This window comes from Bacillus sp. MUM 13, assembly GCF_001866725.1.
Taxonomy (GTDB): Bacteria; Bacillota; Bacilli; order Bacillales; family DSM-1321; genus Peribacillus.
This window is the reverse complement of sequence record NZ_MLYQ01000007.1, coordinates 1-12,890: the sequence shown is the minus strand read 5'-3', so window position 1 is coordinate 12,890 and position 12,890 is coordinate 1. Positions and strand designations below refer to the sequence as shown.

At 39.7% G+C, this 12,890-nt stretch carries 12 protein-coding genes; 7 read left to right on the top strand and 5 right to left on the bottom strand.

The window, feature by feature from the left end; genetic code table 11:
* Positions 1-96 precede the first annotated feature (96 nt).
* Complete coding sequence (locus tag BIV59_RS02815; protein ID WP_071349928.1) at positions 97-1,587, bottom strand: PAS domain-containing sensor histidine kinase; 1,491 nt, start codon at positions 1,585-1,587, stop codon at positions 97-99.
* Between the two features lie 159 nt (positions 1,588-1,746).
* Between BIV59_RS02815 and BIV59_RS02810 the strand changes: the two genes are divergently transcribed.
* From BIV59_RS02810 to BIV59_RS02800, 3 genes are all read left to right on the top strand, one after another.
* A complete protein-coding gene (locus BIV59_RS02810) occupies positions 1,747-2,184 on the top strand; it encodes a MarR family winged helix-turn-helix transcriptional regulator (protein WP_083392011.1) in 438 nt (145 codons plus the stop codon).
* Between the two features lie 624 nt (positions 2,185-2,808).
* On the top strand, positions 2,809-4,467 hold the full coding sequence (locus BIV59_RS02805; RefSeq protein ID WP_481747412.1) for a M3 family oligoendopeptidase: 1,659 nt from the start codon (positions 2,809-2,811) through the stop codon (positions 4,465-4,467).
* Between the two features lie 328 nt (positions 4,468-4,795).
* Positions 4,796-5,833 (top strand): YkvI family membrane protein, encoded by a 1,038-nt coding sequence (locus BIV59_RS02800; protein WP_071349926.1) that lies wholly within the window; start codon positions 4,796-4,798, stop codon positions 5,831-5,833.
* Positions 5,834-5,874: 41 nt separating this feature from the next.
* Here the strand turns inward: BIV59_RS02800 and BIV59_RS02795 are convergent, their stop codons facing one another.
* Both BIV59_RS02795 and BIV59_RS02790 read right to left on the bottom strand, forming a co-directional pair.
* Positions 5,875-6,594, bottom strand: coding sequence for a hypothetical protein (locus tag BIV59_RS02795; RefSeq protein WP_071349925.1), 720 nt, complete (start codon positions 6,592-6,594; stop codon positions 5,875-5,877).
* A gap of 223 nt (positions 6,595-6,817) precedes the next feature.
* Positions 6,818-7,003, bottom strand: a complete 186-nt coding sequence (locus tag BIV59_RS02790; RefSeq protein WP_071349986.1) for a YkvS family protein — start codon at positions 7,001-7,003, stop codon at positions 6,818-6,820.
* A 351-nt stretch (positions 7,004-7,354) separates the two neighbouring features.
* Here BIV59_RS02790 and BIV59_RS02785 point away from each other — a divergent pair, with 351 nt between their 5' ends.
* Both BIV59_RS02785 and BIV59_RS02780 read left to right on the top strand, forming a co-directional pair.
* Complete coding sequence (locus BIV59_RS02785; RefSeq protein WP_071349924.1) at positions 7,355-7,549, top strand: abortive phage infection protein; 195 nt, start codon at positions 7,355-7,357, stop codon at positions 7,547-7,549.
* A 116-nt stretch (positions 7,550-7,665) separates the two neighbouring features.
* A complete protein-coding gene (locus BIV59_RS02780) occupies positions 7,666-8,694 on the top strand; it encodes a CapA family protein (RefSeq protein WP_240501841.1) in 1,029 nt (342 codons plus the stop codon).
* Between the two features lie 159 nt (positions 8,695-8,853).
* On the opposite strand, the gene BIV59_RS02775 is transcribed toward BIV59_RS02780, so the two are convergent.
* The gene (locus BIV59_RS02775) at positions 8,854-9,336 is read right to left on the bottom strand and encodes a sigma-70 family RNA polymerase sigma factor (protein WP_071349923.1); all 483 of its coding nucleotides are present in this window, start codon (positions 9,334-9,336) and stop codon (positions 8,854-8,856) included.
* Between the two features lie 243 nt (positions 9,337-9,579).
* On the bottom strand, positions 9,580-9,942 hold the full coding sequence (locus tag BIV59_RS02770; RefSeq protein ID WP_071349922.1) for a PilZ domain-containing protein: 363 nt from the start codon (positions 9,940-9,942) through the stop codon (positions 9,580-9,582).
* A 551-nt stretch (positions 9,943-10,493) separates the two neighbouring features.
* Between BIV59_RS02770 and BIV59_RS02765 the strand changes: the two genes are divergently transcribed.
* Positions 10,494-10,760 (top strand): phosphocarrier protein HPr, encoded by a 267-nt coding sequence (locus BIV59_RS02765; RefSeq protein ID WP_071349921.1) that lies wholly within the window; start codon positions 10,494-10,496, stop codon positions 10,758-10,760.
* Positions 10,760-12,478 carry a phosphoenolpyruvate--protein phosphotransferase gene (gene ptsP, locus BIV59_RS02760; protein ID WP_071349920.1) on the top strand — a complete coding sequence of 573 codons (1,719 nt, stop codon included), beginning with the start codon at positions 10,760-10,762 and terminating at the stop codon, positions 12,476-12,478. The genes BIV59_RS02765 and ptsP overlap by 1 nt, the downstream gene beginning before the upstream one ends.
* The last annotated feature ends 412 nt before the right edge of the window (positions 12,479-12,890 follow it).

Below are 12,890 nucleotides of genomic sequence, written 5' to 3'. Positions count from 1 at the left end.
ACTCCTTATGAGTAAAATATTTTGCATGTCATGGCCACAGCTATGGATGGGCAAACGATATATCGGGGTTTGTCCGGGAATTCCCCGATACCATACCTAATTTATATCAGAGAAAGGCAGAATGATTTCAGCTTTAGTTCCCTTATCCTCCTGGCTTGAAAGGAGGATTGACCCATTAAAGAGTTCAACGATCCTCTTGCAGACGTACAGCCCAAGTCCTGTTCCAGTATCTTTATTCGTATAAAAAGGATCAAACACCTTTCTGAGCTGTTTCTCGGTCATGCCAATACCTGTGTCGGCAATTTCAATCACTGCTTCTTTTTCCCTTTGATATACAGTGATGGCAAGGGTTCCCCCTTCCGCCATGGCTTCACACCCGTTTTTTGCAATATTTAAAATTACCTGTTTCAGATGGTCACGTGTACAAAGCACTACAACAGGCTTCTCTGGCATGTGGAGGCTGAAATCAACATTATATAAGCGTGATTCAGATTGAATTAGTGGTTCAAGCTCTTCTAAAATAAGGCAAAGATCTATGCTTGATAAATGCTGGGCGGTAGGTTTTCCTAAAATCAGGAATTCACTTACGATAGAATTTATCCTCTCAATCTCATTTTTAATGACGGAAAAATACAGTTCATCCTGTTTATCTTTATATTTCTCCTCCAGGAGCTGGACAAGTCCTTTAATGCCGGTCAGCGGGTTTTTGATTTCATGGGCAGTACTTGCAGCAAGCATTCCGACAACCTCTAATTTTTGTGCTTCCATCATCGATTTTTGCTTTTTTGCTTCTCTTCTCAAAAGGAGATACTTAACCGTAAGAAAAAGGATATGTGTAATGATGAGCCCGAATATTGCAAAATAAAAGAAAGCCCTATAATCTACAACTGGAAAATTTTTATCAGGTTTTACGGAGAGTCTCCATGGTACCTCATCAAGTGTACCTGCTGTCCAGGATCCAGCTGAAAGGGTGCTTTGCGGATTAATTCTGATCAGGCTTCCTCCGGATTTGTTCTGTAATTTCACAGAATAGTCCGGGGTAAGGATTTTCATGACATTTTCCATGTAATCCAGCCTGATTCGCGCTAAAACAAATCCTTCAACTTCACGTTCCTCATCCAGGATAGGTGCAGACACAGAAAAATAATCGTATCCGTCTATATGCTCGCGTTCATCTTCTACAACTGTGCTTTTGGTGAGAAGTGCCGTGCGCCTATAGTTTTCTGTCAGGACTTTTTTTCCGTCCTCGCCAGGCTCAGAGCCTGCCATCACAGTACCGTTTAGATTCAGCAAATACATAGCACCATATCTTGGATCTGTTTTTGAAGCTTTAATTAGCAGAGCCATCATTTTTTCTTTGTCAGTTATAAAGGATGACCCGCTTAATGCAAGCATCTGCAGATTTTCCCTGGTTTCTTTAATAACCTGATCAATGTATTGATGGTGAATGGAGCCGACCCACTCTGACTTTAGTTTATATTTTAATTCCCCTTTTTTTTCAAGATGGAACCAATAAATGACCATCAAAAAGATCATCGGCAAGACAACGAATAAAATATATAATGCATGATTTTGCCTTTTTTTCATCTTTTCACTACTTTTTATTTTTTTCACTAGTATAACAAATCGTTTTATGAAACAATAGATAAACCTATGCTGGAAATTGACAAAAAAAAAAAAATTGAATATAATAATTTTTAATTCGAGATATATGAATTAAATATGTTCAAAAGGTTGGGAAAAGGAATGAATGAAAGTATTCAGCAATCCTTAAAGCTATTTATTGTTTTGTCGCGGGCTAACAGGTCCATTAATGATGTGGTAAATAAATATATTGCCGAACAAGGTTTAAATCCTACGGAATTCGCTGTATTGGAGCTGCTTTATCATAAAGGAGATCAGCCGCTTCAGCAAATTGGCGGAAAAATCCTGCTTGCAAGCGGAAGTATCACATATGTAGTCGATAAACTGGAACAAAAAGATTATTTGAGAAGGGTAGCGTGCAAAGAAGACCGCCGCGTCACCTTCGCGCAAATAACCGAAAAAGGAAAAGATTTCGTAGAATCTATTTTTCCTGAACACGAAAGCAGAATAGATGAAATTATGAATGTATTGACTGCGGAAGAAAAAGAAACAGTTATTGAATTGGTGAAAAAAATAGGTTATAAAGCATTAGACAATTAATGCCCAAAAAGAGCACCTTACCTATGAGGTGCTTCTTTTTTTGCTCTTTTCTTAAGGCTGTTTTCGTAAACTTTGTTGCTATCTGAACAAGGGGTTGATTTCGCGCTACAGGATGCTCGCTTTCCGTGGGGCGGGCGGTGAGCCTCACAGCAAAGCTTGCGGGGTCTCACCTTCCCGCTAATCCCACAGGAGTCTCGCACCTTACACTCCAATCAACCCGGTTAAACAACAGGATCGCCCCACGGAATATATAAAAACAACAATCTTTAAGAAAAGAGCCTTTCTTAAAGATTGCTGTTTTTACTGTGAGGCAATCTCATTGTTAATCGGCTGATAGGGCATAATGGTGCGAGTCTCCTGCGGAACAGCTGAGGAGGCACAATGGCAGCCCGGGGAAGCACTGAAATCAGCCGCCTTCAAGGCGGCAAAGTTTAGAAAACACCCTTTTTTTAAATGCGGCGAGATTATGGAAGCTTGCAAAAATTCCTCTTCCGCAGGCAGGAATTCCCGTTAGGCCAGCGAATAGTATTTAAGTATGAAATTTTCCTGTATACAGGGAAAATAAATGTATGTAAAGGAAGTGTCATTGTGAAATTTGATCAATATGAATATAAACGGCCTGACATGACGGAAATAAAAACAGCTTTTACTGCAGCTTTGGAGCGCTTCAAATCAGCTGCAGATGAAAAAAGCCAAAGCGAAGCCATGAGAGATATCAATGAAATAAGAAATGATATTGGCACAATGTTCAATATTTGTTACATAAGGCATTCAATCGATACAAATGATGAGTTTTATAAAGCTGAAAATGATTATCTGGATGAAATTGCCCCGGAAATCGAAGAATTGGTTTCACAGTACTATAAGGAGCTGGTTTCTTCTAATTTCCGCAGCCAGCTGGAAGAAAAATGGGGCACACAGCTTTTTGCATTGGCCGATGCCCAGCTGAAGACCTTTTCGCCAGAAATCATTCCGCTTCTTCAAAAAGAAAATAAGCTTTCTACGGAGTATACTCAATTAATTGCATCTGCAAAAATTGATTTCGAGGGGGAAGAGAGGACACTGGCACAGCTTGCTCCCTTCGCTGAATCATCAGACCGGGAAGTGAGAAAAAAAGCGAGCCAGGCCCACAGCGGATTCATGGTTGAAAATGAAGAAAAGCTTGATGGGATTTTTGACAGGCTTGTCAAGGTCCGCCATGAAATCGCCCGCAAGCTTGGTTATAAAAACTTCGTTGAACTTGGCTACTACCGGATGGCACGTACAGATTATAATGCTGAAATGGTGGCCGATTTCCGCAAACAGGTAGAGGAATATATAGTACCTCTTGTTACAAAACTCAAGGAACGCCAGCGCAGCAGAATTTCTGTTGACGAACTGAAATATTATGATGAAGGCTTTGAATTCAAATCAGGCAATGCAGCTCCAAAGGGCAGCCCAGATTGGATTATTGAAAACGGCCAGAAAATGTACAGTGATTTATCGAAGGAAACAAAGGAATTCTTTGAATTTATGATCAGTAATGGGCTGATGGATCTTGTTGCAAAGAAAGGCAAAGCTGGCGGTGGCTATTGCACCTACATTGAAAACTACAAAGCTCCCTTCATTTTTTCAAATTTCAATGGGACATCAGGGGACATAGATGTACTTACACATGAAGCAGGCCATGCATTCCAGGTTTTCAGAAGCCGAGGCTTTGAAATTCCGGAATACAACTGGCCTACATATGAAGCCTGTGAGATTCATTCAATGAGCATGGAATTCTTTACATGGCCATGGATGGAGCTGTTCTTTGAAGAAGATACGGAAAAATACAAATTCAGCCATTTAAGCGGCGCGCTTACATTCTTGCCGTATGGAGTAGCAGTCGATGAATTTCAGCATTTCGTTTATGAAAATCCGGATGCCTCTCCTGAGGAAAGAAAGCAGGCTTGGAGAAGCATTGAGAAGAAGTATCTTCCGCATCGCGATTATGGAGATAATTCTTACTTAGAGCAGGGCGGATACTGGCATCGCCAGGGCCATATATTTAACTCGCCTTTTTATTATATTGATTATACACTTGCACAAATATGTGCTTTCCAGTTCTGGAAGCGCTCAAGGGAAAACAGGGAAGAAGCATGGAAGGATTATGCCGCACTGTGTGAAATGGGCGGAAGCAAGTCATTTCTTGGCCTTATTGAAGCGTCCAATCTGCAGTCTCCTTTTAAAGAAGGGACAGTAAAATCGGTTGTTGATGTCATCGATGAATACCTGTCTTCTGTAGAAGATCAGTCTCTTTAAAACAGCCAAGCACTGATAACCCTCCATGATGAGTCCAGTCAATCTTTTTCCGGTTGTGCCGGACCTCAGGCTGGAAATCGGCACCTGGGTAAGGAACCGGCTGTAAGTTTACAAAGGCTAAAAAGGACGGGAATATCAGAGAAAGCTGTTCAGAAGATTATTCTTTTGAACAGCTTTTTTTGTTGCCCTCCCTGTAATTTAATAGCTAACAGAAGGTTTTGCCTTTACATTTTAAAATGAGCATGTAATGGAAGAACAAGGAAAAGTGCCTGATGCTTGTCTTAATGGCTGATGTTGCGCATATATATGTCAGGAAGGAGGGAGAGGCATGCTATCTAGGTGGACAGGTGCTTTTCAGATTGCTGCTGTATACGTCGGCACTATTGTTGGAGCCGGATTTGCAACTGGAAAAGAAATCGTTGAATTTTTTACCCGTTTTGGTTTTTACGGGTTTATAGGGATATTAATAGCAGGCTATATTTTTATTTTTACAGGCTCAAAAATGATGATTCTTTCCTCACGGGCGGGAGCTGCTACATTTGAAGAATTTAATCTTTTTTTGTTTGGAAAAAAGCTTTCTTCCGTGGTGAATGTCATATTCATTATGATGCTGATCGGTGTAACAGCTGTAATGATTTCAGGGTCAGGTGCCGTTTTTGAGGAACAGCTTGGCTTTTCTAAGCTTGCTGGCGTGGCAGTGACCATTATTTTAGCTTCGCTTGTTTTGATGTTCGGCATGAAGGGGTTATTTGCTGTAAATTCTTTTGTGGTGCCTATTATGATTTTTTTTAGTGTGCTGCTGTGCATTCTGACCATTAATAATGGCCATTTTACTGCATCCTTTTTGACTGTGCCGGACCAAGGATTAACCTTTGGAGCCATAATTTCTCCGCTCACATATACAGCTTTTAATTTGGCGCTGTCGCAGGCAGTTCTGGTACCTGTAGCATTTGAAATTGGCGATGAAAAAGTCATAAAGCATGGAGCTGTTTTAGGAGGCATTTTTTTGACAGTCATTCTGCTTTCTGGCCATTTCGCTCTTGTGACCCTTCCGAATCTGACAGATTATGAAATACCTTCCGCTGAGTTAATGAAAACGGCGGCATCCAATCTTTATTGGATTTTTATCCTGGTAATATACGGAGAGATCTTTACTTCGGTAATTGGAAATATTTTTGGACTGCAGAGGCAGATTGGAGCAAACGTGAAAATTCCGGGAATCGTCATTATTGGAGGGATTTTTCTGCTGGCTTTTGCTGCAGGCAAACTGAAGTATGGAGTGCTGCTGGGATATTTGTATCCTCTATTTGGATATATCGGCATGAGTTTCTTGCTGCTGATATGGATCAAGAGGCTGAATAAATAACCTCATCTGCCGTGATGCTTGCAGATGAGGCAGCGAAGGCCCTATTTCTTTTGATCTTTTAAAATGGTTTTTCCCATTTCTATAAAAGCTTTTCGGTGATCATTATCCTTCGTAGTAAATAGAGTAAGCCTGACAGGGTTTTTTTCATCTTTAATGATGATCCCGGTGACTATATCATGGCCGTTATCAGCTTCAAGCATTTTCGCGTTAGGGATGGAAAGGTTTGGATCGCTTACTTCCTTGATGTTTTCTGAAACACTTTTCAGCTGCAATTTTGTATTATTTTCAATGTCTGCCCAATCTGCATCAGCAGGGAGAATTTCTATTCGCATAAAAATATCTTCTTTGCCTTTTACAAATAAAGAATCCTTCATTGGCTCCTCGGCAGTCAACACATATCCAGGAAGCACATACATACTGAAATGCTGATTTTCGCTTCTTTTAAGAAAGGCCGTATTTTTCTTTTCCGCACCGTTAACAGAGTATGAAAGATTTTTTTCCAATACCCTCACTGAAGGGTTTTCACTGTCTGTTTTGCTGTCAGTATCGCTTTGTTTGGCCGGAGTGGATTTTGAGTCTGTTTGTTTAGGTGCATCTGTCTTTTTTTGCCCTTGTTTATCACTAGGAGTGCTGGCAGCAGTTGAGGCATTACTGTTGTCTTCCTTTTTCTGGATGTTTCCACTGCCGCTTTCTGCCGTTCCGCATCCTGTTAAAGCTAGTGTGATCGAAGCGCCTGCTAGAATGGCCTGTAATCTGTTCATTGATTCTCCTCCTCGTGTAGTTGGTTCCAGCGTTGAGAGAAAAGTAAATGCTGATTCAATCAGCGTGAAACCTGCTTATGTCATTATAGACGAAATTTGGCGGGTGCAAGTTACAAATTATGATAAATCCTGCAAAAATGTCCAGCTTATCTTTCTATTATAATCGTATTTGATTTAAAAAAGAAAGAACGTTTCAAATCTGAAACGTTCTCCTGGAATATCATCATGCCTGAGCTTGTATGATTCTGTAATTCTTATGGTTCACTACAGTTTTTTGCTCCAATTCATAATCACGGTAGTTGTCCATATAAGTTACATCAACGATGACAGAGTTTTCATTCACTTTTTCTACGATTCCCTTTAAGCCATCGCGAAACTCAATTATATTTCCTACGTCTGCCTTTTTCATATAAACCATCCTTTTCCATTCCATTTTCATTTTTAAGAATAGCGAAGATAAAAATTGGTATTGTGCCAAAAATATCAAAATTTCTTTTTCACTCTCATGCTTCATTAAAGCCTGGAGGATATTAAATAAATCGAATTATGTAATCATTCATAGTGAGAGATGGAAGATTATGCACAGAAAATTCTAATATTTCACTTTACAGTTTGCACTATTTTAAAGAATACGTAAAGAAAAAAGTTGAAAATATCACAATTATTTCCTCAACTCCTTGTGGGCCAATTGAGTGAAAGACTAGAGTAAAGTATGATGGTAAAATAGAAAATACATTTTATGATCGGGAGGCAAAAGAAAATGGATAAAATCCAGGTACATGAGATATTGGAAAAGCTCGCAAGTAAAGAGTTTGAAAACTATAGGGTAAGCAAAGAGCAATTCATGGATTTTCGCAATGTATTGGTTAAGCGTAATGATTTTAAGCATTTCAGAGGTACTGCACAGCATAATGGAGAGGTAATATACGAATATACGGAAAATCCGCGCAGCTAAAGCAGATGTAAGGGTCAGAAATGAAAAAGAAAATTAAAAATAACCCCTGACAAAGTTCGACATTATTCAGTATTTCCTTATATTACAATTGTAATAGTTTAAAGGGGGAATACAGAATGGCTTTTTCTTTCAGTAAGTTGACAGCAGCAAGCTTAGTGATGATGCTGATGTTTGGATACCTGCCAGCTCAATCACAGGCAAAAACAGTGAACCAAAGCACGAGAATTACATTTGCAGGCGATGTCATGATGGATTGGTCGGTCAAAAACACAATTAATAAAAAGGGTGCATCTTATCCTTTTCAGCAAGTGAAAAATGAGGTTACACAAAGCAGCTTTGCTATTGCTAATTTAGAAACAGCAATCACAACAAGAAAAGATAAAAATGTGAAGCAATATACGTTTAAGTCTGATCCCAAAGCATTAACCGGTTTAAAGAATTCGGGTTTTGACTTGGTTTCTCTGGCAAATAATCATTCAATGGATTATAAAAGGGCAGGCCTGGCTGATACCATGAACAATCTTAAAAAGTATCATCTTCCCTATATTGGAGCCGGTAATAGCTCTAAGGAAGCTTATCGTGCATATACACAAGTCGTGCATGGAGCAAAGGTTAAGTTTTTGGCTTTTTCAAGGGTACTGCCTGATACGAGCTGGATGGCACAAGCTAAACGGCCAGGTATTGCCAGCGGGTATGATATCAATGTCATAGATTCAGTGATTAAAAGAGAAAAGAAATATGCTGATTATGTCTTTGTTTACATTCATTGGGGTGTTGAAAAAAATAAGAAGCCAGAGCCTTATCAAAGAGAATGGGCTAAGAAAATGATCAACTCAGGCGCTGATGGAGTAATAGGGAGCCATCCGCATGTCCTGCAGGGGTTCGAATATTATAAAGGCAAGCCAATTGCATACTCTTTGGGGAACTTCCTGTTTCCTGATTATGTAACTGGGGCAGCTGCCCAAACAGGTCTGCTTCATTTGCATTTGAGTAAATCATCCATCTATATGAGTTTTTCTCCATACTATATCAAGAAGGATAAAATCATTGCCCAAAGTTCTTCTGCAAAGAAAAATGTCTGGCGCGATCTTCAATCGATATCTTATGGTGTAAAAATAGTAAACGGAAAAATACTAAAGAAATAATATAACAGCCTGTCCAGGCCGTGACCGAATGTATTTCATTTTCAAAATTACATTCGGATACCGGCAATGGACGGCTTTTTTTATCGGCTAAAACTTTCAGCTGACTGATGGAAGTATTCATTAATGGGTACTTATGAACAATAAGAAGCCGCAGATTTTTTAGTTTGATAATTCGGCTTTTATCTTGTTCAATGCAGATTTTCTCCATGATTTAACGGCGCAGGCTGAAGAGCCTGTAATTTTTGCAATCTCCTGGATTGTAAGGTTATCTTTAAATGAGAGCAGAACCCATGATGCCTGCTTTGCTGTAAGAGATTCGCAGTAGGTTAATAAAATCTCTTCTTCAAGCAGATGATCATGAAAAACTTCGCTAATTTCATTTAACAGATCAGCGCTGGCCGGTGTAAAGCGGGAGTCAAACCTGGCCTCTTTTTTTAATTCATTAAGTATACGCCCTTTTACCATTGAATAAGCAAAGCTTAGGAAGGAGCCTTTTTCTGCAGAAAATTTTTCTTCTGCCTCCCATAATGCAATGAGGCCGATTTGAAAATAGTCTTCTTTATTTTTGTAGATGGATAACTGTCGGATAATGCTGTGAATCATTGGAGTATATTGATTGCAAAGTGCTGTGAATTCATCCATATTTTTGCCTTTTTGAAGAGTGCACTCTTCGGTTATTCCCGGGTGAAATAACTTTATTATGTTTTCCCGGCAATGGCTAAAAGGTAAAAAGGATAAATAGACAGCGTTATGGTGTGAAAATAGACAAAACAGTGTTGTTAAATAACGATTTGCTGGGTGAAAGGAGAAGAAAGAAAGTTTTTTAATCGAAGGCTGATAATTCTGAGTATTTATTCCATAAAAAAAGAGCCGGGTTTATCTCTTTCATAAACGGCTCTTACGGAATTTTTTTAATTCCTGAATGATCATATCTTTTTTCTCCGCGTCTTCGGCAATATCGAATCCATAATGATAGTGATTCAATTTTTTTTGCTTCCAAATGATGCTGCCTGGAAGAATTAGTTCATTTTCTTCATTCAATGTAAATGAAAGGGAAAACGCTGTGTCCTGATTAACAGGCAGCTCCAGAAGTGATTGAAACTTAACTCCGCCGGGACTGAGATCCAGAATTTCCATTTTTCCCATCTTGCTCATGCCTTCGAGTCCTTTCATCTTGGTTATGGTAAAGTAACCCGGAAACGGGGGATTGAAGTTAAAACGGAAGGATTCTTCTCTATTATATTTCATGGTACACCTCCAGAAACGTATGGCCAGGGGCCGCCTGGTCAATTTCCATATCCCCGAAAGACTGTGTGTTTGGGAATAGTGAAATTGATATATGTAAAATTATAGTAACTTATTGAAAAGCGAAAGTGAATAATAAAGCGGCATATTTTTGGGCTTTTCTTAAATGTCACACACTATGCTGCCGCTCTATTTCTGCCAAAGATGACCATTTTTAATATTATAAACGAACTCCTGCGGGCTTTCTGAATTATCTTATGATTGCTTTTTTGCTGCAAATTAGTTGATTTTAGGTTAAATATTGTGTACTCTTTTTATCATGAAAAGTGAGCCTAATGATTGTATGAAAGCCAAAGGAATGCTATTCTGATGAATGATAAGTATTAATTTATAGTTCCGCAAACTATGGAAATGCTTTCATTTCCATAGGCACACTTGTTTACTTTATAACATAGAATTTGTAATGGCGGGAAAGCTGTAAATAACAGAAATTCATGTTGTTCAGTAAATGAAACATTTATTAAACCATACAAATAAAAGGGAGATTGATTAGAATGGTAGAAAAAACATTTCACGTAATTGCAGAAACAGGTATTCATGCACGCCCGGCAACTTTACTGGTACAGGCAGCAGGCAAATATGATTCTGAAATCCACCTTGAGTATAAAGGCAAAAAAGTAAATCTTAAATCCATCATGGGTGTTATGTCCCTTGGTGTAGGCAAAGATTCTGACATCACAATTTCAGCAGAAGGCAGCGACGAACAGGATGCACTGAATACTCTTGAAGAAACATTGAAAAAAGAAGGTTTGGCTGAATAATGTCAACACTATTGAATGGCATAGCCGCATCTAACGGCATTGCTATCGCTAAAGCCTATCGATTAATTGAGCCCGATCTCACCGTGAAAAAACAATCAATCGATAGTGCAGATGAAGAAGTAAGCCGTTTCAGAACTGCTGTTGAAACCTCAAAAACAGAATTGCAAAGCATCCGCGACAAAGCTGAAATTGACTTAGGAGCAGATAAAGCCGCCATTTTTGATGCGCATCTGCTTGTGGTTGGTGATCCGGAGCTTATTTCTCCAATCGAAGATAAAATTAAGAGTGAGAACATAAATGCAGAGTTTGCATTAAAAGAAACAGCGGATATGTTCGTAACGATGTTTGAACAAATGGATAATGAATACATGAGAGAACGTGCTGCAGATATCCGCGATGTTACAAAGCGGATTCTTTCGCATCTCCTTCAAGTCCAAATTCCGAACCCAAGCATGATCCAGGAAGAAGTTATCGTCATTGCTAAAGATTTGACTCCATCCGATACTGCGCAATTAAACCGCCAATATGTGAAGGCTTTTACAACGGATATCGGCGGCAGGACTTCCCATTCTGCTATTATGGCACGTTCCATGGAAATTCCGGCAGTAGTAGGCACAAAAGAAGCAACTGATATTATCCAAAATGGAGACCTGATCATTGTTGACGGCTTGAATGGCGAAGTACATATCAATCCGACTCCAGAGCTTGTTAAAAGATATGAATCCGAAATGGAAGCATATGAAAATCAAAAGGCTGAATGGGCAAAACTGGTAAATGAAAAAACAGTTTCTGCAGATGGGCACCATGTTGAGCTGGTGGCAAACATTGGAACACCTAAGGATTTAACCGGCGTTGTAAACAATGGCGGCGAAGGTGTTGGCTTATACCGGACTGAATTCTTATATATGGGCAGAGACCAAATGCCAACTGAAGAAGAACAGTTTGAGGCATACAAAGCTGTGCTTGAAGGTATGGACGGAAAGCCAGTAGTCGTCCGTACACTGGATATCGGCGGCGATAAGGAACTTCCATACCTGAATCTTCCTAAAGAAATGAATCCATTCCTTGGGTACCGGGCCATACGTCTGTGCCTGGACGAACAGGAAATTTTCCGGATTCAGCTTCGTGCATTGCTCCGTGCAAGCCAGTTCGGAAACCTGAAAATCATGTTCCCGATGATTGCAACTCTTGGAGAGTTCCGCGATGCAAAAGCCATCCTTGAAGAAGAAAAACAAAAGCTTAAAAACAGCGGTGTAAAGGTATCCGAAACAATTGAAGTCGGAATCATGGTGGAAATTCCATCGACAGCTGTTATGGCTGACACCTTTGCAAAAGAAGTTGACTTTTTCAGCATCGGGACAAATGACCTGATTCAGTATACTATGGCAGCAGACCGTATGAATGAACAAGTTTCTTATTTGTATCAGCCGTACAACCCAGCAATTTTGCGCCTTGTTAAAATGGTTATCGATGCTGCCCATAAAGAAGGAAAGTGGGCAGGGATGTGCGGAGAAATGGCCGGAGATGAAATTGCAATACCAGTATTGCTTGGTTTAGGGCTGGATGAGTTCTCTATGAGTGCAACTTCCATTCTTAAAGCAAGGTCATTGATCTCCAAGCTTAACAAGTCTGATATGGAAAAACTTGCACAATCTGTTCTCGGTATGGATACAAATGACAGCGTTAAAGCTGCAGTAACTGAAGCTGTAACACAATAATGCCGATTGGGGCTTGCTGCAAAAAAGCAGGGAGCTCATGGATCCCCGGGAAAATTGAGCACCAAAAGGATAAATTAAACCTTAAAATATTTTTTAAATAAATGTTTATCCTTTCCTAAAAAGGGTATATAAAGAGCAAGCACAGTTGTTAAGCTAACATTAAGCAGCTGACATTCTCATTTCCCCCTTTTTAAACCGATGGAGTTATATCTCCATCGGTTCTTTTTTTGTCAGGGCTCATTTCTTAAAGATTGTTGTATTTTAATATATTCTGTAAGATCCTGTTGTTAAACCGGGTTGATTGGAGTGTAAGGTGCGAGACTCCTGTGGGATTAGCAGGAAGGTGAGACCCCGCAAGCATTGCTTGTGAGGCTCACTGCCCGCCCCGCGGAAAGCGGGCATCCTTGAGCGG

What these genes read in the sequence shown, in the direction of transcription:
- BIV59_RS02795 (WP_071349925.1), bottom strand. Translation starts at nt 6,594, where the DNA reads ATGAACAGATTACAGGCCATTCTAGCAGGCGCTTCGATCACACTAGCT.
- BIV59_RS02815 (WP_071349928.1), bottom strand. Translation starts at nt 1,587, where the DNA reads ATGAAAAAAAGGCAAAATCATGCATTATATATTTTATTCGTTGTCTTG.
- BIV59_RS02805 (WP_481747412.1), top strand. Translation starts at nt 2,809, where the DNA reads ATGACGGAAATAAAAACAGCTTTTACTGCAGCTTTGGAGCGCTTCAAA.
- ptsP (WP_071349920.1), top strand. Translation starts at nt 10,760, where the DNA reads ATGTCAACACTATTGAATGGCATAGCCGCATCTAACGGCATTGCTATC.
- BIV59_RS02810 (WP_083392011.1), top strand. Translation starts at nt 1,747, where the DNA reads ATGAATGAAAGTATTCAGCAATCCTTAAAGCTATTTATTGTTTTGTCG.
- BIV59_RS02765 (WP_071349921.1), top strand. Translation starts at nt 10,494, where the DNA reads ATGGTAGAAAAAACATTTCACGTAATTGCAGAAACAGGTATTCATGCA.
- BIV59_RS02780 (WP_240501841.1), top strand. Translation starts at nt 7,666, where the DNA reads ATGGCTTTTTCTTTCAGTAAGTTGACAGCAGCAAGCTTAGTGATGATG.
- BIV59_RS02800 (WP_071349926.1), top strand. Translation starts at nt 4,796, where the DNA reads ATGCTATCTAGGTGGACAGGTGCTTTTCAGATTGCTGCTGTATACGTC.
- BIV59_RS02790 (WP_071349986.1), bottom strand. Translation starts at nt 7,003, where the DNA reads ATGAAAAAGGCAGACGTAGGAAATATAATTGAGTTTCGCGATGGCTTA.
- BIV59_RS02785 (WP_071349924.1), top strand. Translation starts at nt 7,355, where the DNA reads ATGGATAAAATCCAGGTACATGAGATATTGGAAAAGCTCGCAAGTAAA.
- BIV59_RS02775 (WP_071349923.1), bottom strand. Translation starts at nt 9,336, where the DNA reads ATGGATGAATTCACAGCACTTTGCAATCAATATACTCCAATGATTCAC.
- BIV59_RS02770 (WP_071349922.1), bottom strand. Translation starts at nt 9,942, where the DNA reads ATGAAATATAATAGAGAAGAATCCTTCCGTTTTAACTTCAATCCCCCG.